25 protein-coding genes, 1 tRNA gene and 1 pseudogene are annotated in these 22,516 nt (G+C 68.4%); 17 read left to right on the forward strand and 10 right to left on the reverse strand.

Translation table 11 applies throughout. The features are described 5' to 3' along the window. Positions 1-13: 13 nt before the first annotated feature. The 11 genes from mreC (at position 14) to IAI53_RS13205 (ending at position 10,107) form a co-directional block, all read left to right on the forward strand. Positions 14-910, forward strand: coding sequence for a rod shape-determining protein MreC (mreC, locus tag IAI53_RS13155; RefSeq protein ID WP_187718637.1), 897 nt, complete (start codon positions 14-16; stop codon positions 908-910). Between the two features lie 3 nt (positions 911-913). After that, the gene (gene mreD / locus IAI53_RS13160) at positions 914-1,435 is read left to right on the forward strand and encodes a rod shape-determining protein MreD (RefSeq protein WP_187718638.1); all 522 of its coding nucleotides are present in this window, start codon (positions 914-916) and stop codon (positions 1,433-1,435) included. Positions 1,436-1,447: 12 nt separating this feature from the next. Then, on the forward strand, positions 1,448-3,331 hold the full coding sequence (gene mrdA, locus IAI53_RS13165; RefSeq protein ID WP_187718639.1) for a penicillin-binding protein 2: 1,884 nt from the start codon (positions 1,448-1,450) through the stop codon (positions 3,329-3,331). Then, positions 3,331-4,473, forward strand: coding sequence for a rod shape-determining protein RodA (rodA, locus tag IAI53_RS13170; protein ID WP_187719437.1), 1,143 nt, complete (start codon positions 3,331-3,333; stop codon positions 4,471-4,473). The genes mrdA and rodA overlap by 1 nt, the downstream gene beginning before the upstream one ends. 12 nt (positions 4,474-4,485) lie before the next feature. After that, positions 4,486-5,427: a septal ring lytic transglycosylase RlpA family protein gene (locus IAI53_RS13175; RefSeq protein ID WP_187718640.1), complete on the forward strand. Its 942-nt coding sequence runs from the start codon at positions 4,486-4,488 to the stop codon at positions 5,425-5,427. Between the two features lie 96 nt (positions 5,428-5,523). Next, complete coding sequence (locus IAI53_RS13180) at positions 5,524-6,651, forward strand: D-alanyl-D-alanine carboxypeptidase family protein (protein WP_187718641.1); 1,128 nt, start codon at positions 5,524-5,526, stop codon at positions 6,649-6,651. A 40-nt stretch (positions 6,652-6,691) separates the two neighbouring features. Next, a complete protein-coding gene (locus tag IAI53_RS13185; RefSeq protein WP_187718642.1) occupies positions 6,692-7,549 on the forward strand; it encodes a D-amino acid aminotransferase in 858 nt (285 codons plus the stop codon). A gap of 70 nt (positions 7,550-7,619) precedes the next feature. Beyond that, complete coding sequence (locus tag IAI53_RS13190) at positions 7,620-7,832, forward strand: YbeD family protein (RefSeq protein ID WP_262407747.1); 213 nt, start codon at positions 7,620-7,622, stop codon at positions 7,830-7,832. A gap of 8 nt (positions 7,833-7,840) precedes the next feature. Then, positions 7,841-8,503 carry a lipoyl(octanoyl) transferase LipB gene (gene lipB / locus IAI53_RS13195; protein WP_187719438.1) on the forward strand — a complete coding sequence of 221 codons (663 nt, stop codon included), beginning with the start codon at positions 7,841-7,843 and terminating at the stop codon, positions 8,501-8,503. A gap of 45 nt (positions 8,504-8,548) precedes the next feature. Further along, positions 8,549-9,496 (forward strand): lipoyl synthase, encoded by a 948-nt coding sequence (gene lipA / locus IAI53_RS13200; protein ID WP_187718644.1) that lies wholly within the window; start codon positions 8,549-8,551, stop codon positions 9,494-9,496. A 134-nt stretch (positions 9,497-9,630) separates the two neighbouring features. Further along, complete coding sequence (locus IAI53_RS13205) at positions 9,631-10,107, forward strand: hypothetical protein (RefSeq protein ID WP_187718645.1); 477 nt, start codon at positions 9,631-9,633, stop codon at positions 10,105-10,107. A gap of 94 nt (positions 10,108-10,201) precedes the next feature. Here the strand turns inward: IAI53_RS13205 and IAI53_RS13210 are convergent, their stop codons facing one another. Together IAI53_RS13210 and IAI53_RS13215 are read right to left on the reverse strand one after the other, a co-directional pair. After that, positions 10,202-10,753 (reverse strand): DinB family protein, encoded by a 552-nt coding sequence (locus IAI53_RS13210; RefSeq protein WP_187718646.1) that lies wholly within the window; start codon positions 10,751-10,753, stop codon positions 10,202-10,204. A gap of 25 nt (positions 10,754-10,778) precedes the next feature. Beyond that, positions 10,779-11,276 carry a TlpA disulfide reductase family protein gene (locus tag IAI53_RS13215; protein ID WP_187718647.1) on the reverse strand — a complete coding sequence of 166 codons (498 nt, stop codon included), beginning with the start codon at positions 11,274-11,276 and terminating at the stop codon, positions 10,779-10,781. 29 nt (positions 11,277-11,305) lie between these two features. On the opposite strand from IAI53_RS13215, the gene IAI53_RS13220 reads away from it, so the two are divergent. Both IAI53_RS13220 and IAI53_RS13225 read left to right on the forward strand, forming a co-directional pair. Beyond that, the gene (locus IAI53_RS13220) at positions 11,306-11,995 is read left to right on the forward strand and encodes a DUF4197 domain-containing protein (protein WP_187718648.1); all 690 of its coding nucleotides are present in this window, start codon (positions 11,306-11,308) and stop codon (positions 11,993-11,995) included. Positions 11,996-12,000: 5 nt separating this feature from the next. Then, entirely contained in the window at positions 12,001-13,986 is a 1,986-nt protein-coding gene (locus IAI53_RS13225) for a UvrD-helicase domain-containing protein (RefSeq protein WP_187718649.1), read from the forward strand. 164 nt (positions 13,987-14,150) lie between these two features. Here the strand turns inward: IAI53_RS13225 and IAI53_RS13230 are convergent, their stop codons facing one another. Beyond that, positions 14,151-14,609, reverse strand: a complete 459-nt coding sequence (locus IAI53_RS13230) for a c-type cytochrome (RefSeq protein WP_187718650.1) — start codon at positions 14,607-14,609, stop codon at positions 14,151-14,153. Between the two features lie 136 nt (positions 14,610-14,745). On the opposite strand from IAI53_RS13230, the gene IAI53_RS13235 reads away from it, so the two are divergent. Further along, positions 14,746-14,822: transfer RNA gene (locus IAI53_RS13235), tRNA-Arg, on the forward strand. Positions 14,823-14,882: 60 nt separating this feature from the next. On the opposite strand, the gene IAI53_RS13240 is transcribed toward IAI53_RS13235, so the two are convergent. Continuing rightward, the gene (locus IAI53_RS13240) at positions 14,883-15,596 is read right to left on the reverse strand and encodes an alpha/beta hydrolase (RefSeq protein ID WP_222948299.1); all 714 of its coding nucleotides are present in this window, start codon (positions 15,594-15,596) and stop codon (positions 14,883-14,885) included. Positions 15,597-15,655: 59 nt separating this feature from the next. Between IAI53_RS13240 and IAI53_RS13245 the strand changes: the two genes are divergently transcribed. Beyond that, a complete protein-coding gene (locus IAI53_RS13245) occupies positions 15,656-15,871 on the forward strand; it encodes a DUF3820 family protein (protein WP_187718651.1) in 216 nt (71 codons plus the stop codon). A 121-nt stretch (positions 15,872-15,992) separates the two neighbouring features. Here IAI53_RS13245 and IAI53_RS18790 read toward each other — a convergent pair whose 3' ends face one another. The 4 genes and pseudogenes from IAI53_RS18790 to IAI53_RS13260 all read right to left on the reverse strand — a co-directional run bounded on the left by IAI53_RS18790 (position 15,993) and on the right by IAI53_RS13260 (position 19,328). Beyond that, positions 15,993-16,433, reverse strand: coding sequence for a CZB domain-containing protein (locus tag IAI53_RS18790; protein ID WP_432813930.1), 441 nt, complete (start codon positions 16,431-16,433; stop codon positions 15,993-15,995). Positions 16,434-16,448: 15 nt separating this feature from the next. Continuing rightward, positions 16,449-16,703: pseudogene (locus tag IAI53_RS18795) on the reverse strand (methyl-accepting chemotaxis protein); the annotation flags it as partial. A gap of 492 nt (positions 16,704-17,195) precedes the next feature. Next, the gene (gene gpmI, locus IAI53_RS13255; protein WP_187718653.1) at positions 17,196-18,860 is read right to left on the reverse strand and encodes a 2,3-bisphosphoglycerate-independent phosphoglycerate mutase; all 1,665 of its coding nucleotides are present in this window, start codon (positions 18,858-18,860) and stop codon (positions 17,196-17,198) included. Positions 18,861-18,953: 93 nt separating this feature from the next. Then, positions 18,954-19,328 (reverse strand): VOC family protein, encoded by a 375-nt coding sequence (locus tag IAI53_RS13260; RefSeq protein WP_187718654.1) that lies wholly within the window; start codon positions 19,326-19,328, stop codon positions 18,954-18,956. A gap of 91 nt (positions 19,329-19,419) precedes the next feature. On the opposite strand from IAI53_RS13260, the gene IAI53_RS13265 reads away from it, so the two are divergent. Next, positions 19,420-20,349: an ABC transporter ATP-binding protein gene (locus tag IAI53_RS13265; RefSeq protein ID WP_187718655.1), complete on the forward strand. Its 930-nt coding sequence runs from the start codon at positions 19,420-19,422 to the stop codon at positions 20,347-20,349. Beyond that, positions 20,346-21,107, forward strand: coding sequence for an ABC transporter permease (locus IAI53_RS13270; protein WP_187718656.1), 762 nt, complete (start codon positions 20,346-20,348; stop codon positions 21,105-21,107). Before IAI53_RS13265 ends, IAI53_RS13270 begins: the two co-directional genes overlap by 4 nt. Before the next feature lie 83 nt (positions 21,108-21,190). On the opposite strand, the gene IAI53_RS13275 is transcribed toward IAI53_RS13270, so the two are convergent. Next, complete coding sequence (locus tag IAI53_RS13275) at positions 21,191-21,874, reverse strand: energy-coupling factor ABC transporter permease (protein ID WP_187718657.1); 684 nt, start codon at positions 21,872-21,874, stop codon at positions 21,191-21,193. A 46-nt stretch (positions 21,875-21,920) separates the two neighbouring features. Then, positions 21,921-22,499 (reverse strand): VWA domain-containing protein, encoded by a 579-nt coding sequence (locus tag IAI53_RS13280; protein WP_349771944.1) that lies wholly within the window; start codon positions 22,497-22,499, stop codon positions 21,921-21,923. Positions 22,500-22,516: the final 17 nt, after the last annotated feature.

Consider the following 22,516-nt stretch of genomic DNA (forward strand, 5'->3'; position numbering starts at 1 on the left):
CTAGACGCAAGACATGTCCCTGGTAGGTCATCAGGCGCCCCCGATCTTCCGGCGTGGTCCCGCCCCGCTGGTCCGCCTGATCCTGCTCGTCTCGATCTGCCTGGCCATGCTGGTGGCGGACATCAAGTACCGCTACCTCGACGTGCTGCGCCAGGGCATCTCGGTGGTCACCTACCCCCTGCAGATGGCTGCCGCGGCACCGGCGGACTTCGTGCGTAACGCCTCGCGCTACTTCGCCACCCTGGTCGAGGTGCAGATGGAGAACGCCGAGCTGCGCCGCGAGGTGCTCGATTCGGCCCAGCTGCTGTTGCGCTTCGAGCACCTGCAGCGCGAGAACGAGCAGTTGCGCGGTCTGGTGGAGATGGCCCGGCGGGTGCCGCTAACCAGCGTCAGCGCGGAAATCCTCTACAACGCCCCCGATCCCTTCGCGCGCAAGGTCATCCTCGACCGCGGCGCCCAGCACGGCGTGGAAGCCGGCCTGCCGGTGGTCGACGCGCGCGGGGTGATCGGCCAGGTCACCCGGGTCTACCCGGTGCAGGCCGAAGTCACCCTGCTCACCGACAAGAACCAGGCGATCGCCGTGGAGGTGGTGCGCAACGGCCTGCGCGGGGTGCTGTTCGGTACCGGCCAGGGGCGGTTGGAGATGCGCCATGTGCTGGCGGGCGCCGACGTGATGCCGGGCGACGAACTGGTGACCTCGGGCCTGGATGGCGTGTTTCCCGCGGGCTTGCCGGTGGCCACGGTGTCGCGCGTGGACCGCGAGACCCCGGGCCAGGCCTTCGTCAGCATCGCCTGCGAACCGTCGGCGGGTGTGGAGAGCAGTATCCAGGTGCTGGTGGTGGGGCGCGCCGAACTGCCGCCGCCGCCGCCCAGCGAGCAGGACGCCGCCGCCCAGCCGGGGAGGACCTGAGGCATGCAGCCGACCAACCGTTCCAGCCGCATCCTGCTGCCGGCCCGTCTGTGGTTCGTGTGGTTCAGCCTGATCGTCGCCCTCGGCCTGCGCTACATCCCGACCGGGCGCCTGCCCGGCGTGCCCGACTGGGTGGCCCTGGTGCTGGCCTTCTGGTGCATTCGCGAGCCGCTCAAGGTGGGCATGGGCACCGCCTTCGTGCTCGGCCTGCTGGTGGATATCGGCCTGGGTGCGGCGATGGGCCAGCACGCGCTGGCCTATGTGGTGCTCGCCTACTTCGCCACCGCGCTGTCGCGCCGGGTGCTGTGGTTCTCGCCGCTCGAGCAGGCCCTGCACGTGCTGCCGGGGCTGCTGCTCGCGCAGGTACTGATGGTGCTGGTGCGCCTGCTGGCCGGCGCGGAGTTTCCCGGCTGGTGGTACTTCCTCTCCAGCTTCAGCGGTGCGCTGCTGTGGCTGCCGCTCACCTTCCTGTTGCTGCTGCCGCAGTACCAGCCGGTCGACCGCGATGACAACCGGCCGATCTGAGCGCCTCGCCCGATGACCGAGTTCCGCTCCCCCGACCAGGAGATGCAGCGCTTCCGCCGTCGGGTGGTGGTGGCGCTGCTGTTCATCCTGAGCTGCTTCGCCGTGCTCGCCGGGCGTTTCTACTACCTGCAGGTGGTGCGCCACGAGTACTTCCATACCCGCGCGGAGGACAACCGCATTGCCCTGCTGCCGGTGGTGCCCAACCGTGGAACCATCGCCGACCGCAACGGCAAGCTGCTGGCGCGCAACTACGCGGCCTACACGCTGGAGATCAATCCCTCGCAGGTACGCAGGCTGGACGAGACCATCGACGCCCTGTCGGCGATCATCGACATCCAGCCGCGCGACCGGACCCGTTTCCGCAAGATCCTCGAGGAAAGCCGCAACTTCGAGAGCGTGCCGATCCGCACCCGGCTCACCGACGAGGAAGTGGCGCGCTTCGTCGCCGAGCGCTACCGCTTCCCCGGCGTGGAGGTTCAGGCCCGCCTGTTCCGCGACTATCCGCTCGGCGCGGTGGCTTCGCACATGATTGGCTACATCGGCCGCATCAACGACCGCGACCTGCAGCGTATCGAGGAGCGCGGCGAGACCGCCAACTACCGCGGCACCGACCACATCGGCAAGTCCGGCCTGGAGCTGTCCTACGAGGCCGAACTGCACGGCACCACCGGCTTCGAGCAGGTCGAGGTCAACGCCGGCGGGCGCGCGGTGCGCCTGCTCGACCGCCAGGCGGCGCTGCCGGGCAACGACCTGGAACTGACCCTGGACATCGAGCTGCAGCAGGTCGCCGAACGCGCCTTCGGCGACCGCCGCGGCGCGCTGGTGGCGATCGAGCCGAACACTGGCGGCGTGCTCGCGCTGGTGTCCATGCCCACCTTCGACCCCAACCTGTTCGTCGACGGCATTTCCACCAAGGACTGGCAGGGGCTCAACGACTCGCCCGACCTGCCCTTGCTCAACCGGGCGATCTATTCCGCCTACCCGCCCGGCTCAACCTTCAAGCCCTTCATGGCGCTGGCCGGGCTGGCCGCGGGCAAGCGCACCATCGAGCAGCGCGTCCCAGATCCCGGCTACTTCGTGTACGGCGGCCACCGCTTCATGGACCACAAGGCGCGCGGCACGGTGGATCTGCACGAGTCCATCGTGGTCTCCAGCAACACCTATTACTACCAGCTGGCGAACGACCTGGGCATCGACGGCATTGCGTCCTTCATGCGCCAGTTCGGCTTCGGCGAGCGCAGCGGCATCGACGTGCCGGGCGAGGCCGAAGGCGTGCTTCCCTCGCCGGAGTGGAAGCGTGAGCGCTTCCGCAAGCCCGAGCAGCAGCGCTGGTACGGCGGCGAGACCATCTCGGTGGGCATCGGCCAGGGCTACAACGCCTACACGCCGCTGCAACTGGCCAATGCGATGGCCATCATGGTCAACGGCGGGCGGGTGTTTCGTCCGCACGTGGTGCGTCATGTGGTCAATCCGCGCGACGGTACGCGGCGCGCGGTGGAAAGCGAGCCGATCCGCCAGATTCCGCTCAATCCCAAGCACGTGGCCGCGGTGCGCCGCGCGATGGTCGAGGTGAACAAGACGGGCACCGGCGCGCGCGCCTTTGCCGGCGCGCCGTATGAAGTGGGCGGCAAGACCGGCACAGCGCAGGTGTTCTCGCTGCGCGGCCAGCGCTATGAGGAAGGCAAGGTGGCCGAGCGCCTGCGCGACCACTCGCTGTTCGTGGCCTTCGCGCCCGCCGAAGCACCCACCATCGCCCTGGCCGTACTGGTGGAGAACGGCGGCTTCGGCTCGCAGTCTGCCGCGCCGATCGCCCGCCAGGTGATCGACTTCCACCTGCTCGGCCGCAAGCAGGACGACCCCGCACCGGAAGACGCCGCAGGAGCCGAAAGCCAATGATGACCGAACAGCGCTTTCATCCCTTCAACCTCATCCGCGGCTTCGTGCGCCCGATCGACCCGGTGCTGCTGGCCATCCTGCTCATCCTGCTGGCCGCCTCCTACCTGCTGATGATGTCGGCCTCGCCCGAGCGCGAGCAGGCCCTGATGGTGAATGCCGGCGTGGCGCTGGCGGCGATGTGGGTCGCCGCGCGCCTGCCGCCGCAGCGTCTGCTGATGCTTGCGGTGCCGCTCTACCTGCTCGGCGTGTTGCTGCTGATCGGCGTGGCCGCGTTCGGCGAAACCTCCAAGGGTGCGAAACGCTGGCTGGACATCGGCGTCACCCGCATCCAGCCTTCGGAGCTGATGAAGATTGCCATGCCGCTGATGCTGGCCTGGTACTTCCAGCAGCGCGAGGGCGTCGCCAACCTGCAGACCTTCATCGTCGCCGGGGTATTGCTGGCGGTGCCGGTGGGGCTGATCGTCACCCAGCCGGACCTGGGCACCAGCCTGCTGGTGGCCGCGGCCGGCCTGTACGTGATCTACTTCGCCGGCCTGTCCTGGAAGCTGATCGTGCCGGTGGTGCTGGCCGGCGTGGTCGGCATCGGCGCCATCGTGGTGTTCGGCGACCAGTTGTGCCAGCCCGGGGTGGACTGGTACGGCATGCGCGAATACCAGAAGCAGCGCGTATGCACCCTGCTCGACCCGACCCGCGACCCGCTGGGCAAGGGCTTCCACATCATCCAGTCCACCATCGCCATCGGCTCCGGCGGGCTGTTCGGCAAGGGCTGGCTGGACGGCACCCAGACCCACCTGGCCTTCATCCCGGAGCGCCACACCGACTTCATCTTCTCGGTGCTGGCCGAAGAGTTCGGCCTGGCCGGCGCGCTCGCCCTGCTGGCCGTGTACATCCTGCTGCTGGTGCGCGGCTACCAGATCGCCCTGCGCGCGCCTTCGCTCGCCACCCGCCTGCTGGCCGGCGCGATCACCACCATCTTCTTCACCTATGCCTTCGTGAACATGGGTATGGTCAGCGGCATCCTGCCGGTGGTGGGGGTGCCCTTGCCCTTCATCAGCTACGGCGGCACCGCGCTGGTGACACTGTGCCTGGGCGTGGGTATCCTGATGAGCATCCATCGCCATCGGGTGAGCGCCGCCGACTGACCCGGAGCCGACATGCTTTTGCGTATTGCCTCTTCCGCCTTACATGCCCCCCGGTCCGCCGGGCTGCTGCCCGCGCTCGTGCTCAGCCTGGCGCTGGCCGCCTGCGGCACCGCGCCCCGCGCGCCGGACGATGCCGCCGGCCAGCCCGGTACCCAGGCCAGCCAGTCCGGCGGCGGCTACTACAAGGACGACGGTCCCGGCGCCAACCCGCCGGCCGACCTGGACCGCGTGCCCGACGCGGTGCCGCGTGCCGAGCCGCTGCACCGCTTCGCCAACCGCCCCTACAACGTCTTCGGCCAGGAGTACGTGCCGGTGACCGCGGTCCAGCCCTTCCGCCAGCGCGGCGTGGCGAGCTGGTACGGCCGCCGCTTCCACGGCAAGCCCACCTCCAGCGGCGAGCCCTACGACATGTACGCGATGACCGCCGCGCATCCGACGCTGCCGATTCCCAGCTACGTGCGGGTGACCAATCTCGCCAACGGGCGCTCGGTGGTGGTGCGCATCAACGACCGCGGCCCCTTCCTGCGCAACCGCATCATCGACCTGTCCTACGCCGCGGCGCACCGCCTGGGCTACATCAATGCCGGCCACGCCAATGTGGAAGTCGAGCTGATCGTGCCCGGCGAGGACGGCGGCGGCGTGGTGCGGGCCGCACCCGAGCCGACGGCCGTGGCCGCTGCCACCACTGCGGCGCCGGCGCGCATCGAGGCCGGGGCGGGCGGCGGGCAGGTCTTCCTGCAGCTTGGCGTGTTCGCCTCGCGGGCCAACGCCGAGGATCTGCGCAGCCGTATCGAGCGCGAACTGTCCGAACTGGCCGACCGCGTGCTGCTGCTGGCCGACGGCAGCCGCTTCCGCCTGCACCTGGGCCCCTGGGGCAGCGAGGGCGAAGCCCGCGGGGTGGCCGAGCAGGTGGCCCGCACGCTGAACCTGCAGCCCTTCCTGGTGGTCCGGTAACACTTTGAACCAACCCCGGCGTCCCGGGTCTGCCTGGGGCGTGTATCGTTTTTGCCCGCCCGATTCCCCTTGTCATTCAACAGGTTCTTCCCACCCATGCGTTTTGTCCTGACCCTGCTGCTCTCCCTCTTCGCTTTTTCCGCCGCCGCGCAGAACGTGCCCGCCCCGGTGCTGGCCGGCAAGGCCTGGCTGCTGCTGGACCACGGCACCGGCCAGGTGCTGACCGCGCATGAGCCGGACACCCGCATCGAGCCGGCTTCGCTGACCAAGCTGATGACCGCCTACGTGACCTTTGCCGCGCTCAAGGCCGGCACCATCACGCTGGACCAGCAGGTCGCGGTGTCGGAGAAGGCCTGGCGCCAGGAAGGCTCGCGCATGTTCATCGAGCCGCGCCGCCCGGTGAACGTGGAAGAACTGATCCGCGGCATGATCGTGCAGTCCGGCAACGACGCCTGCGTGGCGCTGGCCGAGCTGGTGGCCGGTTCGGAAGAGGCCTTTGCCGAACTGATGAACCGCGAGGCGCGCCGCCTGGGCATGCAGGACACCCATTTCACCAACGCCACCGGCCTGCCCGACGAGCAGCTCTACACCACGGTGCGCGACCTGTCGCTGCTGGCCTCGGCCATCGTGCGCGACTTCCCGGAGTACTACCCGCTCTACGCCGAGAAGGAATTCACCTACAACAAGATCACCCAGCCCAACCGCAACCGCCTGCTGTGGATGGACGGCACGGTCGACGGCATCAAGACCGGCCACACCAGCAGCGCCGGTTATTGCCTGGTGGCCTCCGCGCAGCGTGGCCCGCGCCGGCTGATCTCGGTGGTGGTGGGTACCGACTCGGACACCATCCGCGCCCAGGAATCGCTCAAGCTGCTCAACTTCGGCTTCCAGTTCTTCGATACCGTGCAGCTCTACGCCGCCGAGCAGGCGCTCAGCCAGTTCCGCATCTGGAAGGGTCAGGCCAAGGAAGTGGCGGTGGGCTTCACCAGCGACTTCGTCATGTCGCTGCCCAAGGGCCAGGCCGAGAAGATCAGCGCCACGCTGACCAGCCAGCAGCCGCTGGTCGCCCCGGTGCAGAAGGGCCAGGCGGTGGGCACCATGCAGCTCGCGCTCGACGGTCGGGTGCTGGGCGAATATCCTGTGGTCGCCCTGCAGGACGTTCCGCTGGCCGGCTTCTTCGGCCGCCTGTGGGACGCCCTGCTGATGTGGATCAAGAACCTCTGAGCCCTTCGGGCAGGCCCCAACCCAGCGCGCGGAGGCACGCATGAGCATCTGCTATCTCGACGGTCAGTACCTGCCCCTGGAGCAGGCCCGCGTGTCGCCGATGGACCGCGGCTTCCTGTTCGGTGACGGCGGCTACGAGGTCATCCCGGTGTATTCCCGGCGGCCCTTCCGCCTGGAGGAGCACATCGTCCGCCTGGGCCACACGCTGGCGGCCATCGGCCTGCCCGATCCCCACAGCGCCGCCGAATGGGCGGCCATCGTGCGCGAGATCGTGGCGCGCAACGACTGGCAGGACCAGTCGGTATACCTGCAGGTTACCCGCGGCGCGGACGACAAGCGCAACCACGCCTTTCCGGCGGAGGTGCGGCCCACCGTGTTCCTGATGAGCGATGCGCTGGTCACGCCGTCCGTCGCCCAGCTGGAAAGCGGCGTGGCGGCGGTGAGCGCGGCGGATTTCCGCTGGCTGCGCTGCGACCTCAAGACCATCGCGCTGCTCGCCAACTGCCTGCTGCGCCAGCAGGCGGTGGCCCAGGGCTGCGCCGAGACCATCCTGTTCCGCGACGGCTTCCTCACCGAAGGGGCGGCTTCCAACATCTTCATCGTGCGTGACGGGGTGATGCTCACCCCGCCCAAGAGCCATTTGATGCTGCCCGGCATCACCTACGACGTGGTGCTCGAGCTCGCGCAGCGCCACGGCCTGGCGCACGAGGTGCGCGAGATCCTCGAGGACGAGGTGCGCGCCGCGGACGAGATCTGGATGACCTCCTCCACCAAGGAGGTGCTGGCGATCACCACCCTGGACGGTCGCCCGGTGGGCAGCGGCAGGCCCGGCCCGGTGGGCCGGCAGATGCATGCCTGGTATCAGGACTTCAAGAACACGGTGATGCGCGGTGGCTGACAACACGCCCGACAACCCCCAGGGTCGCCAGACCCTGATCGAGTACCCCTGCGACTTCCCGATCAAGGCCATGGGCCTGCGGGTGGAGGGCTTTGCCCAGGCGGTGGTGGAAGTGGTCCAGCGCCATGCCCCCGACTTCGACCCGGGCAGCGTCGAGATGCGCCCTTCGGCCAAGGGCAACTACCTGGCGGTGACCTGCACCTTCCGCGCGGTGTCGCAGCTGCAGGTGGACACGGTGTACCGCGAGCTCACCGCCCACCCCATGGTCAAGGTCGTGCTGTGAGCGCTGGCTTGGTGGTGAAGCGCCTCGGCCGGGTGGACTACGCCCCGGCCTGGGAAGCGATGCAGCATTTCACCGCCACCCGCAGTGACGCCACCGACGACGAAATCTGGCTGCTCGAGCATCCGCCGGTCTACACCCTGGGCCAGGCCGGACGCCCCGAGCACCTGCTGCCCGCCGGGCGCGACTCCGGCATCCCGCTGGTCAAGATCGACCGCGGCGGGCAGATCACCTACCACGGCCCCGGCCAGATCGTTGCCTACCTGCTGATCGACCTGCCGCGCCGCCGCCTCAAGGTGCGCGAGCTGGTGAACCTGATGGAGCAGGCGCTGATCGACTGCCTGGCCGACTATGACATCGCGGCCGAGCGCAAGGCTGGCGCCCCTGGGGTGTACGTCGACGGCGCCAAGATCGCCGCGCTCGGCCTGCGGGTGAAGAACGGCTGCAGCTACCACGGCCTGGCGCTCAACGTGGATGTGGACCTCGCCCCCTTCGGCTGGATCAATCCCTGCGGCTACGAGGGCCTCGCCACCATCCGCATGCGTGATCTCGGCGCGACCGACGATGTCGCCGCGGTCGGCGAACGCCTGCTCGGCCACCTGCTGCGCCTGCTGCCGCCCATCGACCCGCTCCGCAGCCCTGCGGACAGCCCCAGTGCCCAGGCCGCCGTATAACGAGGCACAATACCCCCCACCCCCGCAGAACACAGAGAAGCCGACATGGAAACCCCCGTGCGCAAGCAGCGCGGCGCCGACAAGACCGCCCGCATCCCGATCAAGATCGTCCCGGCCGAACGCCTGAAGAAGCCTGAGTGGATCCGCATCAAGCTCGGCGCCGGCCAGGAAGCCGAACGCTTCAACGAGATCAAGGCCACGCTGCGCGACCACAAGCTGCACACCGTGTGCGAGGAAGCCTCCTGCCCGAACATCCATGAGTGCTTCGGCAAGGGCACCGCCACCTTCATGATCATGGGCGACATCTGCACCCGGCGCTGCCCCTTCTGCGACGTCGGCCACGGCCGCCCGGAACTGCTCAACGCCGACGAGCCGGCCGAACTCGCACGCACCATCGCCGCGATGCGCCTCAACTACGTGGTGATCACCTCGGTCGACCGCGACGACCTGCGCGACGGCGGCGCCCAGCACTTCGTCGACTGCATCCGCGAAACCCGCGCGGCCTCGCCCAAGACCGCCATCGAGGTGCTGGTGCCGGACTTCCGCGGGCGCATGGAGATCGCCCTGGAGATCTTCGACCAGGCCCCGCCGGACGTCATGAACCACAACCTGGAAACCGTGCCGCGCCTCTACAAGCAGGCCCGTCCCGGCGCCGACTACGCCTATTCCCTGAAGCTGCTGAAGGAGTTCAAGGCGCGCCACCCCGAAGTGCCGACCAAGTCCGGCCTGATGGTCGGTCTGGGCGAAACCGACGAGGAGATCCTCGAAGTGATGCGCGACCTGCGCGCCCACGACGTCGAGATGCTCACCATCGGCCAGTACCTGCAGCCGTCAGGCGGCCACCTGCCGGTGCTGCGCTATGTGCATCCGGACACCTTCAAGATGTTCGAGACCGAAGCGCTGAAAATGGGCTTCAAGAACGCCGCCTGTGGACCGATGGTGCGTTCTTCCTACTGGGCCGACCAGCAGGCCCACGGCGCCGGGGTGGTCTGACGGCGCGCACCGCCGCCGCGCAGCCTGCCACGGCGGACCGGCGGACGGTGCGAACTCCGGCGCGCTGAAGCCATCGAACCGACAGCCCGACTCCCGAGGGACGGGCAATCGTGCGGATTCGAGTGGAGCGCTTCATGGAACGTCGGCTGTTTCTCGGCGGACTCGCGGCATGTGCCGCATCGCCCTTGCTGGCCCATGCCCGGCCCGCAGGCTGGGGCGATGTCGACACCGCACACCCGTGGTATCTCGCCGGCAGGGTGACGGCGGCGCGCTGGTCCGCACCGCATGTCGAACTGCTGATCGCGCCCGACCCGGCGCTCTCGCTGCCTGCCGATCTGCGCGCCTGGTCCTTGCCCGCCCAGCGGGCGCAGGTCGACGGGGCGGCCCTGCTGGCCCGAACCCGGTTGCCGACACGCGACGCCACCGAATGGACGCTGGTGCTGGCCTCCGCCCGCCTGCTGCATGCCTGGCGGATTCCGCGCATTGCGCCCGGCGAACGTGTTGCGGTGGTGGGCTACCCCTTGCGCCAGGACGACCCGCCGCCCCTGCTGCGCGTCGAGTATCTGTTCCATGCGGACCGCGCCTACGCCCTGCGTTCGCCACCGTCCTAGCCCAGCGCTGCGCGCCCGCCGGTAGGAGCGGCCTTGGCCGCGATGCGGCCTTCGAAAATCCGCCTACCGCATCGCGGCCAAGTCCGCTCCTGCGCTATTGTTGCTGTTGCTCCTGGCGCTGGCGCTGCGCTTCGCGGGCCGCGCGTTCCATGTCGCGCACGAAGTAGATGAAATCCATCTCCGCGGCGGGCGCGCCCAGGCGGGTGGCAGCGGCCGAGACCTGGCCGCGATGGTGGGCGAAGTGGGTCATCAGGTGGGTGAGGATGTCGCTGGCGCTGGAGTGATGCACCTCGCCGCCGGTGCGGGTGTAGCGCACGGTGCGCTCGAAGGCGCTGTCCGGCTGCTGCGCCAGCCAGTGGCGGAACTGGCGCAGCTCGTGTTGCAGCGTGTGCTTTAGATCGCCCCACTGCGGTTCGGCCACGCTGTGCAGGTCTACCGGCAGGTCTTCGCCACGCAGGCGGGCCGCCCACAGGCGCAGCACCACCAGCATGTGATCCACGGTGCGGTGGATGCTGCGGAAGAACAGGCCGGCATCGGTGTGCAGCGCCTCCGGCTGCAGGCGGGCCAGGCTGTCGAACAGCACCTGGTTGGCCCACAACTGGTAGTCGGCCTGACGGAGGAAGTGGTTGCGCCAGTCGGTGAGCATGTCCGGCTCCCGGCCCGGCACCGCGCTAAACGGCTTCGTTCAGCAGGCGCTCGAGCAATGCATGCAGTTTGTCGAAGTCGGGCTCGCCCAGGTACTTCTGCACGATCTGCCCACGCTTGTCGATCAGGTAGGTGGTGGGGGTCAGGCGCACACCCTCGAAGGCCCGCGCCACCTCGCCGCGGGTATCGAGCGCCACGGTGAAGGGCAGCCCGCTGCGTTCCACGTAGGCCTTCACCTGCGCCGGCGGATCGTAGTCCATGGCCACCGCGATGGTGCGGTAGCCACGGGCGGCGAACTTCTCGTGGGTCTGCACCAGCGCGGGCATCTCCTTGATGCAGGTGGTGCAGGTGGTGGCCCAGAAATTCACCAGCACCACCTGGCCGCGCAGGTCGGCGGTGCGAAAGCTCTCGCCCTGCAAGGTGGTGAAGGCCACGTCCGGCGCCGACGGCTTCTGGGTGAACACGAAAAAGCCGGCGATGGCGAGAACGAGGACCGCGATCGCGGCGATAATCTTGACCTTCATGTGCCTATTACCGAGAGAGGGGGTGCGTCATGGCTTCGATTCTCCGGGCTTTCGCCCTGCTTGTCATCTGCGCGCCGCTGTGGGCGGCCGACCTGTCCGCGCTGGCCCGCTTCAGCGACCGCGATACCGCCACCGGCTTGCGCGAGGCGCTCGGCCAGGGCGCGGCGCGTGCGGTGGACCTGCTCGGCAAGCAGGACGGCTTTCTCGGCAATCCCAAGGTGAAGATTCCGCTGCCCGAGGTGCTGCAGAAGGCCGAACCCATCCTCCGCCTGACCGGCCAGGGCGCCGAGCTCGACCGCCTGGTCACCGCGATGAACCGTGCCGCCGAAGCCGCGGTGCCCGAGGCGCGCAGCCTGCTGGCCAACGCGGTCAAGCAGATGACCGTGGAAGACGCCAAAAAGATCCTCACCGGCGGCGACGATTCGGTGACCCAGTACTTCCGCCGCAACACCGAAGGGCGGCTCACCGAACTCTTCCTGCCGGTGGTCAAGCAGAACACCGACCGCCTGGCGCTCGCCGGCCAGTACAACGCGCTGGCCGGCCAGGCCGCCGGCGTCGGCCTGCTGAAGAGCGAGGACGCGCAGATCGAAAGCTACGTCACCCGCAAGGCGCTCGACGGCCTCTACCTGATGATCGCCGAGGAAGAGCGCGCCATCCGCGCCAACCCGGTGGGCGCGGCCGGCAGCTGGGCCAAGCGCATCTTCGGCGCCATCAAGTAAGGCCGGTGTCCGCCCTGCTCAACGCCCCGCAGCGCGAGGCCATCCGTTACCTGGACGGCCCCTCGCTGGTGCTCGCCGGCGCGGGCAGCGGCAAGACGCGGGTGATTACCCACAAGATCGCCTACCTGATCGACGAGTGCGGCCTCAGCCCGGTGAACATCGCCGCGATCACCTTCACCAACAAGGCCGCCAAGGAGATGCAGGAGCGCGTCGCCCACCTGATGGGCGGGCGGGCGCCGCGGGGGCTCACGGTGTGCACCTTCCACGCCCTGGGCGTGCGCATCATCCGCCAGGAGGCGGTGCACTGCGGGCTCAAGCCGCAGTTTTCCATCCTCGATGCCGCCGACACGGTGCAGATCGTTGCCGACGCCGCCAAGGATGCCGACAAGGGCATCGCCAAGCAGATGCAGTGGCAGATCTCCTCGTGGAAGAACGCCATGATCACCCCGGCCGAGGCCGCCCAGCTCGCCGACAACGAGCTCGCCGCCGCCGCGGCCGCGGCCTATGTCCAGTACGAGCGCACCCTGCGCGCCTACCAGGCGGTGGATTTCGACGACCTGATCAGCCTGCCGGTGCAGCTCTTCGAGAACAACGAGGAAGTGCGCGAGCGCTGGCAGCACCGCCTGCGCTACCTGCTGATCGACGAGTACCAGGACACCAACCGCGCGCAGTACCGCCTGCTGCGCCTGCTGTCCGGCGAGCGCGGGCAATTCACCGCGGTGGGCGACGACGACCAGGCCATCTACGCCTGGCGGGGCGCCGACGTGGAAAACCTCAAGCTGCTGCAGCAGGACTACCCCAAGCTGCGGGTGATCAAGCTGGAGCAGAACTACCGCTCCTCGCGTCGCATCCTGGAAGCGGCCAACACGCTGATCGCCAACAACGAGAAGCTGTTCGAGAAGCGCCTGTGGTCCGAGCACGGCGACGGCGAGCAGATCGCCGTGCATTGCTGCCGTGATGCCGACGCCGAGGCCGAATGGGTGGCGATGAAGATCAACGCCCACAGGTTCGCCGCGCGCACGCTCTACAAGGACTACGCCATCCTCTACCGCGGCAACCACCAGGCGCGCATCGTCGAGCAGGCGCTGCGCAACGCCGGCATCCCCTACGTCATGTCGGGCGGGCAGAGCTTCTTCGACAAGGCCGAGATCCGCGACCTGATCTCCTACCTGCGCCTGCTGCAGAACGAGGACGACGATCTCGCCTTCATCCGCGCGATCACCACCCCGCGCCGCGGCATCGGCCCGGCTACGCTGGAAGCGCTCGGGCGCTACGCCGGCGAGCGCCATGTGAGCCTGTTCGCCGCGGTGTTCGAGGAGGGCCTGGCCGAACACCTCGCCGGCCGCCAGCTCGAGGCGGTGCAGGCCTTCGCCACCTTCATCAACAATCTCAAGTACCGCGTGCCGCGCGAGCCGGCCGGCCGCCTGCTTGAAGACCTGCTCGCCGCCACCCGCTACGAAGCCTGGCTGTTCGAGCACCTCGACAGCCGCGAGGCCGAGAGCAAGTGGAGCAACGTGCGCGACTTCGTCGGCTGGCTCACCCGCAAGGGCGACGAGGACGGCAAGAACCTCATCGAGCTCGCCCAGACCATCGCGCTGATCTCCATGCTCGACAAGGACGACCCGGACTTCGACGGCGTCCAGCTCGCCACCCTGCACGCCTCCAAGGGCCTGGAATTCCCCCACGTCTTCCTGGTCGGCGTGGAGGAAGGCCTGCTGCCGCACCAGGCGAGCATCGACGAGGATAAGGTGGAGGAGGAGCGCCGGCTGATGTACGTCGGCATCACCCGCGCCCAGCGCACGCTCACCATCAGCTGGTGTGAGCGGCGCAAGGCGGGCAAGGAATTCCGCCCCTGCGAGATCAGCCGCTTCATCGCCGAGATGGGCGGCGACGTGAAAATGAGCAACCGGCGCAGCAACGACCCGCTGCCCAAGGAAGAGGGCAAGAACCGCGCCGCCGCGCTGCTCGCCATGCTCGAACGGCGCGGGTAAGGGCGCAGCCCGCCTGTAGGAGCGGCCTTGGCCGCGATGCAGCGCTCGAGAGAACGGACGCCGCAATCGCGGCCAAGGCCGCTCCTACCGGAGTCTCCGTGACCAGAACGAAAAAAGGCAGCCCACGGGCTGCCCTTCTCAAACCGTGCGAACCGCGCCGCGGCTTATTCCACCGGCGGTTCGGTGAAGCTCGCGCCCGCGGTGTTGGCCAGGTAGGCGGTGGCGCGCACGATTTCGGTATCGGTCAGGTCGGCCGCGCCGCCCTTGGGCGGCATGTTGCCCAGGCCGTTGGTCACCGAAGCGGCCAGGGCTTGCAGGCCCTTGCCCAGGCGACCGGCCCACTCGCCGGCCTCGCCGGTCTTCGGCGCGCCCAGCGCACCGGCGGCGTGGCAGCTGGTGCACACGCTGTTGTAGATCTGCTCGCCGGTACGCGAGCCCGGGGCAACCTTCTCCACCTTCAGCTCGATCCTGGCGACCGGGGCAATGGCCGACGCGGTAACTTCCGGGTCGACCGAAGACTGCTTGCCACAGCCAGCCAGCAGCGAGGCTGCGACCACGGCAACGACAGGCAGTGCGATGCTGAGAGGCCGCTTGGCGGCACGAATAGCGCGATGTTCCGACATGCTTGGTCCTTTGACTGGCGGGAGCAAAGCGCGAATTATAGCGGCCCCGTTGCGGCTTGTGGCGCCGCATCATGGACTTCGCCCAAGTTCCGGTATATGCTTGCGCGCCTTGCTGGGACGCACTCCCGGCCTTCACGCGCCCGTAGCTCAGCTGGATAGAGTACTGCCCTCCGAAGGCAGGGGTCGGACGTTCGAATCGTCTCGGGCGCGCCAGATGCATCAATGGGTCAGGTCCTTACGGGCCTGGCCCATTTTCATTTGCAGCCGGGCCGTTCAGCGCCCTGTGCCGCCCATGCCGCACACACGCCGCAGCCAGGCGCCGATATCGGCGATTTCCTCGAGGCTTACCGAATGCGGCAGCTCATAGCTTCGCCACTCCGGCGCCATGCCCAGCTGTCTGAGCAGTTCGACCGCCTGCAGCCCGAGGGTTGGCGACACGACGTCGTCGTCGCTGCCGTGGGCGGCGAAGACCGGGATGTGGCGGCGTGCCGCCTCGAAACCCTCGATCAGCAGCCGCGGGCTGGGGATGTAGGTCGACAGGGCGATGATGCCGGCCAGCGGGGCCGGGTGGGTGAGCCCGGTGACGTAGGCCACCGCGCCGCCTTGCGAGAATCCGGCCAGGATGATGCGTTCGCTGGGCACGCCGCGCGCGGTTTCTTGCTCGATCAGCTGGCGGATCAGCGCGCGCGATTCGAGCAGCCCGGCCTCGTCGATCTGCCGGCTGTCGGGGGCGAGCGAGATGATGTCGTACCAGGCGCGCATGACGTAGCCGCCGTTGCAGGTCACCGCGCGGTACGGTGCGTGCGGGAAGATGAAGCGCAGCGCCGGGGTGTCGGGCAGCGCCAGTTCGGCGACAATCGGTTCGAAATCGCCGCCATCCGCGCCCAGGCCGTGCATCCAGATCACGCTGAAGCGCGGATCGGGGCCGGTTTCCAGTTCGATGGGCGGGGTGTCGAAGTGGAGGCCAGCGGAGTGGGGAAGGCTCAAGTGCTTCACCTTTGTTGCATCGGGGCGCGGGGGTGCCCGTCATGGGGGATCGATAAGGGATGAATCCCGAACACCTGGAACTGCTGCTGACCCGCGAGATGCCCTTCGGCAAGTACAAGGGCCGGGTGATCGCGGATCTGCCCGGATCTTACCTCGCCTGGTTTGCGCGCAACGGATTTCCGCCCGGGCAGCTGGGCCAGCTGCTGGCGCTGATGCACGAGCTCGACCACAACAACCTGAGCGGCTTGCTCGATCCGCTGCGCGGGCGAAGCTGAGCCGGTTACCGGCTACGTCCCACCGTTCGCCCTGAATCCTTCAGCGAACCGCGCCGCTGCGCGGCAAGGCCGCTACGCCCTCCCCGGCCTTCTCATCGAGCTCGTGCGTCCGACGCCGCCCTCAATGCGCATGCGAGCACAGCAGGCTCGCATCGGCCTGACCGCTTTGCGCCATGCACTCCAGACCGTCCATGACGGCCAGTGACGCGTGCTCCATGTCGGAGATGGCCTTCACGACGCTGCTCTCGTCGCCGTTGCGATAGGCCTGCAATACCCTCAGCGCGGATTCGTGAACCTTCACATGGGGAGGTTCGATCTCCCTGTAGCCGGGCAGCGCGGAGAAGCAGGCCTTTCCTTCGCCCTCGTAATACCACTTGCCCAGCCGGCAGTTGCGATGGTCCGCGAATTCGCTGGGGTCTTCGTCGGAGAGTCCGAAGATCACCTGATAGACACGGAACTTGTACAGCAGGTGATCCATCTTCGACAGTTCGCAGAACCCGCGCAAGGCGGAGGCGGCCACCGATTTTTCCATGTGGCCGGACATGCCCAGGAGCTGGCGCATGGTCTCCGATGCGGCCTGGCCGTCCTGGCTGAATGCGCCGGCCTGCTCGGCGAGCACGACCATCTGGTCGCGGCTGCGGGCGGTGTCGGTGCGAATCTGCTGAACCATGGTGGCGATCTCCGAGGTGGCGCTGGCGGTTCGTTCCGCCAGTTTGCGTACCTCGTCCGCGACCACGGCAAAGCCTCTGCCGGCCTCGCCGGCCCTTGCGGCCTCGATGGCCGCATTGAGCGCCAGCAGGTTCGTCTGGTCGGCGATTTCCTTGATCAGCTGGAGGATTCCGCCGACCTGCTGGGCGCGCTCGTCCAGTTGGCCGACCCGGCCCGCGGCATCGTTGGAGGCGACCGCCAGTTCCGACAGGTTTGCCGCGATGCGGTCGATCGAGTTGCCGCTGTCCAGCGACAGGCTCTGGGCCTCAAGCGCGCGGTCCTTCTCGTCCCGCATGGTGTTCGCCAGTGCCGCCAGCGATGACTGAGTCACCTTGAGGGACTGGGCGAAGGAAGACAGATTGGCAACGACGTCGTTCAGGAACCTGGCCCTGTTCTCGCATGCCAGGGCACGCTGCTCGGCGTCGGCAAATCGCCGCTCGGCCTCGGCCAGTTGCTGTGTTCGCTCGTCGAGCGCTGCCTTCAATCGGCCGATTTCCGCGTCCGTCTCATCCTTGCGTCCGCCCCAGATGCGCATGTCTCTTCCTTATAGGTATTTTTTGATGTGTAAACGCAAGCCGGCGGCGCATGCCGCCGTGCTCGCGAGATGGTATCAACGTCAATCGGCCTGCGAAGTTGAGAGCAGGCTTTCGTCCCAGGCTTCGTGCTTTTCAAAGCCGATCAGGTTGGCCACGGTGGCGGCGATGTTCGACAGGCCGGCGCCTTCCAGCGCCTTCAGCCCCAGCTTGCCGCCGCTGACATTGTCGTAGAGCACCAGCGGCACCGGGTTGAGCGTGTGTGCGGTCTTGGCCTTGTAGGAGCCGTCGGGGTTGAGCGCCGGCTGCTTGGTCTTCTTGTCGAGCTCGAACATCTCGTCGGCGTTGCCGTGGTCGGCGGTGATCAGCGCCACGCCGCCGGCCGCGTCGATTGCGGGCAGCAGGCGGGAGAGCGCGAGGTCGACCGCCTCGATGGCCATGGTGGCGGCGCGGAAGTGGCCGGAGTGGCCGACCATGTCGCCGTTGGCGTAGTTGCAGCGCAGCACCTTGTACTGGCCGCTCTGGATCGCCGCGATCATCGCGTCGGTGATCTCGGCGGCCTTCATCCACGGGCGCTGTTCGAAAGGCACGACGTCGCTGGGCACTTCCTGCCAGGTCTCGCCGGCGAACTTGCTGGAGCGGTTGCCGTTCCAGAAATAGGTGACGTGGCCGAACTTCTGCGTCTCCGAGCAGGCGAACTGGGCGACGCCGCTCTTGGAGAACCATTCGCTCATGGTGTCGCGGATGGCCGGCGGGTCGACCAGGAAGCGCTTGGGCAGCTTGAGGTCGCCGTCGTACTGCAGCATGCCGGCGTAGGTCACTGCGGGCGTGCGCACACGGTCGAACTTGTCGAACTCGGCGCCTTCCTCGAAGGCGCGGGTGATCTCGATCGCGCGGTCGCCGCGGAAGTTGTAGAACACCACCGCGTCGCCGTCCTCGATGGTGCCCACCGGGGCGCCGTCGCGGGCGATGACGAAGGGCGGCAGGTCCTGGTCGATGGTGCCGGGCAGGCGCTGGCGCAGCGCGCGCACCGCCTCGGACGCGCTGGCGAACTGTTCGCCGCGGCCCAGTACGTGGGTGTGCCAGCCCTGCTCGACCATCTTCCAGTTGGCGTCGTAGCGGTCCATGGTGATGACCTGGCGGCCGCCGCCGGAGGCGATCTGCGCGTCGAAGCCGGCGGCCGCCAGGTCGCCGAGGAAGGCTTCGAAGGGTTCCAGGTAGTCCAGTGCGCTGGTTTCGGGCACGTCGCGGCCGTCGAGCAGGGCGTGGATGCGCACCGCGCGCAGGCCTTCGTCGCGCGCGCGCAGCACCAGGGCCTTGAGGTGGTCGATGTGGCTGTGCACATTGCCGTCGGAGAACAGGCCGATGAAGTGCAGCACGCCCGATTTGCCGTTCGCGCCCGCCTTGGCGCCGGCGACGATCTGCTGCCAGGCTTGGCCCTGCCAGATGGCGCCGGAGGCAATCGCCCCGGCTACCAGCGCGGCGCCCTGCGCATAGACCTGGCCGGCGCCGATGGCGTTGTGGCCGACTTCCGAGTTGCCCATGTCGTCGTCCGAGGGCATGCCCACCGCGGTGCCGTGCGCGCGCAGGCTGATGTGCGCGTACTTGGCGAACAGTGCGTCCAGGGTGGGCTTGCGCGCGGCGGCGATGGCGCTGCCGACCTCGGTCTTGGGGATGCCGTAGCCGTCCATGACGATGACGACCACCGGGCCGGCGATGCCGGGGAAGGACGGGAGCTTGTTCAGCATGCTGGATTCCTGCGGGGAAAGGCGGAAACCCGCCATTTTACCGGATCGACCGGCCGGCCATCGCTGCCCTGGCGGCGCGTGCGGCCGGGTGCGTCAGCCGCGTTTGATGCAGAAGAAGTTCAGCTTGTTGCCGTCCAGGTCGCGGAAGTAGCAGCCGTAGTAGTTGTCGGTGCGGAAGCCGGGTTCGCCGGCGTCGCTGCCGCCCAGTTCGAGCGCCTTGCGGTAGAGCGCGTCCACCTGCTCCGGGCTGTCCGCCAGCAGCGCCACCATGCTGCCGTTGCCCACGCTGGCCGGCTGGCCGTCGAAGGGCGTGCACACCGCCAGCATGGGCTGGCCCGGCTTCACCGCCCAGCCGATCAGGCGGCCGAGGTCCAGCGCGCGCCGGGCACCGAGTTCGCCGAGCAGGGCGTCGTAGAAGGCGGTGGCGCGGGGCAGGTCATTGGTGCCGAGGGTGACGTAGCCGATCATCTTGTTCTCCGTTAGGGTCGTGGGTCGCCACGCCGGCTGGCGCGGCCACGGCATTATTGCAGAGCGCCGCGTCTCTGCTATTGTCCCCGCCATGCAGCCGATCATCTCCATCTCCGGTCTGAGCAAGACCTACGCCGGCGGCTTCCAGGCGCTCAAGAACATCGACCTCGACATCCGCCAGGGCGAGATCTTCGCCCTGCTCGGCCCCAACGGTGCGGGCAAGACCACGCTCATCGGCACCGTCTGCGGGCTGGTCAGGCCGAGCGCCGGGCGCGTGCTGGTGGGCGGGCACGACATCGTTGCCGACTACCGCGCCGCGCGAGCGATGATCGGCCTGGTGCCGCAGGAACTGACCACCGACGCCTTCGAGTCGGTGTGGGGCACGGTGAGCTTCAGTCGCGGCCTGTTCGGCAAGGCGCCGAACCCGGCGCATATCGAGAAGGTGTTGCGCGACCTGTCCCTCTGGGAGAAGCGCAACAACCGCATCATCACCCTGTCCGGCGGCATGAAGCGCCGCCTGCTGATCGCCAAGGCGCTCTCCCACGAGCCGCAGGTGCTCTTCCTGGACGAGCCTACCGCCGGGGTGGACGTGGAACTGCGCCGCGACATGTGGGCGCTGGTGCGCCGCCTGCGCGCGAGCGGGGTCACCGTCATCCTGACCACGCACTACATCGAGGAGGCCGAGGAGATGGCCGACCGCATCGGCGTGATCAACCGCGGCGAGATCGTGCTGGTGGAGGACAAGGTCGAGCTGATGCGCAAGCTGGGCAAGAAGCAGCTCACCCTGCACCTGGACGCGCCGCTCGCCGAACTGCCGCCGCCGCTGGCCGGCTATGGCCTGGAACTGGCCGACCGCGGCAGCCAACTGGTGTACACCTACGACGACGCCTGCGGCGACCGTGCCAGCATCCTCAAGCTGCTGGAGGATCTGGCCGCCGCCGGCATCGCCTTCAAGGACCTCCAGACCAGCCAGAGTTCGCTGGAGGACATCTTCGTCAGCCTGGTCGAGGACAGCCGATGAACTGGCACGCGATCCGCGCCATCTACCGCTTCGAGATGGCCCGCACCCGGCGCACCCTGCTGCAGAGCATCATCTCGCCGGTCATCTCCACCTCGCTCTACTTCGTGGTCTTCGGCGCCGCCATCGGCTCGCGCATCCCGCAGATCGGCGAAGTGAGCTACGGCGCCTTCCTGGTGCCGGGGCTGATCATGCTCTCGCTGCTCACCCAGAGCGTGTCCAACGCCTCCTTCGGCATCTACTTCCCGCGCTTCTCCGGCACCATCTACGAGCTGCTGTCGGCGCCGGTGTCCTACTTCGAGGCGGTGCTGAGCTACGTGGGCGCGGCGGCCACCAAGTCGGTGATCGTCGGGGTGATCATCCTCGCCACCGCCGCTTTCTTCGTGCCGTTCACCATCGCCCATCCGTTCTGGATGATCCTGTTTCTGCTGCTGACGGCGGTCACGTTCAGCCTGATCGGTTTCATCATCGGCATCTGGGCAGACAGCTTCGAGAAGCTCCAACTCGTGCCCTTGCTGATCATTACGCCACTGACCTTCCTCGGTGGCAGCTTCTATTCCATCGACATGCTGCCGCCGTTCTGGCAGACGGTGAGCCTGTTCAACCCGGTGGTGTACCTGGTGAGCGGTTTCCGCTGGAGCTTCTACGGCGTCGCCGACGTCGGCGTCGGGGTGAGCCTGGCCATGACCCTGCTGTTCCTCGTGGTGTCGATGGCCATCGTGGCGTGGATCTTCAAGACCGGGTACCGGTTGAAGAGCTAGCGCGCCGTTCGTGAGCCGCCCGGTCGCGGGCAAAAAAGAACGGGCACCCGCGGGTGCCCGTTCTTGCTTCGTGCGGGAGAGCGTCAGGCGGATGCGCCTTCGTATAGACGCTTTTCCAGCGCGAGGCTGCCCTTCATCTGGTGCATGGCCTTGGCGGCGGCGAGCACGGCGAGGTCGACCAGCGGTTCGAGCAGCACCACGCTCATGTAAGCGGCGCCGAAGCTGGCGACGCTCTGCAGGTTGTCAGCGCCGAAACCCTGGCCATAGAAGGCCCAGAAGGCCACCCAGGCGACGATGCCGCCCTGGTAGGCGACGGAGAGCTTGAGCGCCTGGCCGTAGCCGATGTCCACATACGCGGTTTTGGCCGGGATGATGCGGCGGGCCAGCGCGGCGGTGGCGAACAGCGGCACCAGCAGGGTGGTGAGGTTGATGCCGTACTGCGGCAGGTCGAACTGGGCGAACAGCACGCCCTGGGCGAGCAGGCCGGCGGCCAGGCTGATCGCCGCCGGCGCGGCGCCGAACAGCAGCAGGAGGGTGGAGCCGAGGATCAGGTGCACCTCGGAGACGCCCACCGGGTGGTGCGGCAGCACTTCGAAGAAGCAGAACACCAGCACGCTGGCGATCAGCGAGCGCAGCGCGAGCGAGGCGGCGCCGTCGCGGCGGAGGGTGTCGGCGGCGAGCTTGGCGGTGTAGCCCAGCGCGGCGGCGGCGGTGCCGTAGCTGAGCAGGATCTTGGAACCTTCCACGATTCCGGGTTCGATATGCATGTTGCGTTCTCCTTGTTTTCGGTTGTTGCGCTAGGAAACGGGTGAATCACGGGCCGCACGAGGCGGCCAGGCTACAGGCGGACACGCAGTCCGCATTCCATTCGCGCGCCAGACGCTGCGCGCGGCCGAGGGCGCGCGGGCCCTCGTCGAAATCGATCACGGTGCACTGGTCGGCGTGCCGCGGGGGCGGCGGCAGGGTGGCGAAGCGTGCGTCCGACAGCAGCCACAGCGCGACGCGCTCGTCCGGGGCGCGGCGCCGGCGTTGCGCGAGCAGGCGGTCGGCGAGCGCCACCGCGGCGGCTGCCGGGGTGCCGCCGCCACCGGCGATGGCGGCGATCCAGCGCTCGTTGAAGGCCACCGCCTTCCTCGGCGGCTGCAGCACGCGCGCGGCGCCGCCGGCAAAGCCGATCACCGCGAGCGCCTCGCGGCGGTGGTAGAGCGCTGCGGTCCACGCCAGCAGCAGGCCCTTGGCGAGCGCGAGGCGCCGGCCGCGCAGCATCGAGGCCGAGCAGTCGAGCAGCAGGCAGTGCAGCGTGGCGGCGCCGGCCGGCGGCGGGCGGTGGCGCAGGTGGCTGCGTGCGAGCGCGGCCGGGCCCTTGGCGGCGAGCGTGCGCGCCCAGTCGATGCGCGTCCCCGGCCGGC

This window comes from Thauera sedimentorum (assembly GCF_014489115.1).
GTDB lineage: Bacteria > Pseudomonadota > Gammaproteobacteria > Burkholderiales > Rhodocyclaceae > Pseudothauera > Pseudothauera sedimentorum.

Excerpts from the sequence above, each read along its gene's own strand:
- mreC (WP_187718637.1), top strand. The coding sequence starts at position 14 with ATGTCCCTGGTAGGTCATCAGGCGCCCCCGATCTTCCGGCGTGGTCCC.
- mreD (WP_187718638.1), top strand. The coding sequence starts at position 914 with ATGCAGCCGACCAACCGTTCCAGCCGCATCCTGCTGCCGGCCCGTCTG.
- mrdA (WP_187718639.1), top strand. The coding sequence starts at position 1,448 with ATGACCGAGTTCCGCTCCCCCGACCAGGAGATGCAGCGCTTCCGCCGT.
- rodA (WP_187719437.1), top strand. The coding sequence starts at position 3,331 with ATGACCGAACAGCGCTTTCATCCCTTCAACCTCATCCGCGGCTTCGTG.
- IAI53_RS13175 (WP_187718640.1), top strand. The coding sequence starts at position 4,486 with ATGCTTTTGCGTATTGCCTCTTCCGCCTTACATGCCCCCCGGTCCGCC.
- IAI53_RS13180 (WP_187718641.1), top strand. The coding sequence starts at position 5,524 with ATGCGTTTTGTCCTGACCCTGCTGCTCTCCCTCTTCGCTTTTTCCGCC.
- IAI53_RS13185 (WP_187718642.1), top strand. The coding sequence starts at position 6,692 with ATGAGCATCTGCTATCTCGACGGTCAGTACCTGCCCCTGGAGCAGGCC.
- IAI53_RS13190 (WP_262407747.1), top strand. The coding sequence starts at position 7,620 with ATGGGCCTGCGGGTGGAGGGCTTTGCCCAGGCGGTGGTGGAAGTGGTC.
- lipA (WP_187718644.1), top strand. The coding sequence starts at position 8,549 with ATGGAAACCCCCGTGCGCAAGCAGCGCGGCGCCGACAAGACCGCCCGC.
- IAI53_RS13205 (WP_187718645.1), top strand. The coding sequence starts at position 9,631 with ATGGAACGTCGGCTGTTTCTCGGCGGACTCGCGGCATGTGCCGCATCG.
- IAI53_RS13210 (WP_187718646.1), bottom strand. The coding sequence starts at position 10,753 with ATGCTCACCGACTGGCGCAACCACTTCCTCCGTCAGGCCGACTACCAG.
- IAI53_RS13215 (WP_187718647.1), bottom strand. The coding sequence starts at position 11,276 with ATGAAGGTCAAGATTATCGCCGCGATCGCGGTCCTCGTTCTCGCCATC.
- IAI53_RS13220 (WP_187718648.1), top strand. The coding sequence starts at position 11,306 with ATGGCTTCGATTCTCCGGGCTTTCGCCCTGCTTGTCATCTGCGCGCCG.
- IAI53_RS13230 (WP_187718650.1), bottom strand. The coding sequence starts at position 14,609 with ATGTCGGAACATCGCGCTATTCGTGCCGCCAAGCGGCCTCTCAGCATC.
- IAI53_RS13245 (WP_187718651.1), top strand. The coding sequence starts at position 15,656 with ATGAATCCCGAACACCTGGAACTGCTGCTGACCCGCGAGATGCCCTTC.
- IAI53_RS18790 (WP_432813930.1), bottom strand. The coding sequence starts at position 16,433 with ATGCGCCAGCTCCTGGGCATGTCCGGCCACATGGAAAAATCGGTGGCC.
- gpmI (WP_187718653.1), bottom strand. The coding sequence starts at position 18,860 with ATGCTGAACAAGCTCCCGTCCTTCCCCGGCATCGCCGGCCCGGTGGTC.
- IAI53_RS13260 (WP_187718654.1), bottom strand. The coding sequence starts at position 19,328 with ATGATCGGCTACGTCACCCTCGGCACCAATGACCTGCCCCGCGCCACC.
- IAI53_RS13265 (WP_187718655.1), top strand. The coding sequence starts at position 19,420 with ATGCAGCCGATCATCTCCATCTCCGGTCTGAGCAAGACCTACGCCGGC.
- IAI53_RS13270 (WP_187718656.1), top strand. The coding sequence starts at position 20,346 with ATGAACTGGCACGCGATCCGCGCCATCTACCGCTTCGAGATGGCCCGC.
- IAI53_RS13275 (WP_187718657.1), bottom strand. The coding sequence starts at position 21,874 with ATGCATATCGAACCCGGAATCGTGGAAGGTTCCAAGATCCTGCTCAGC.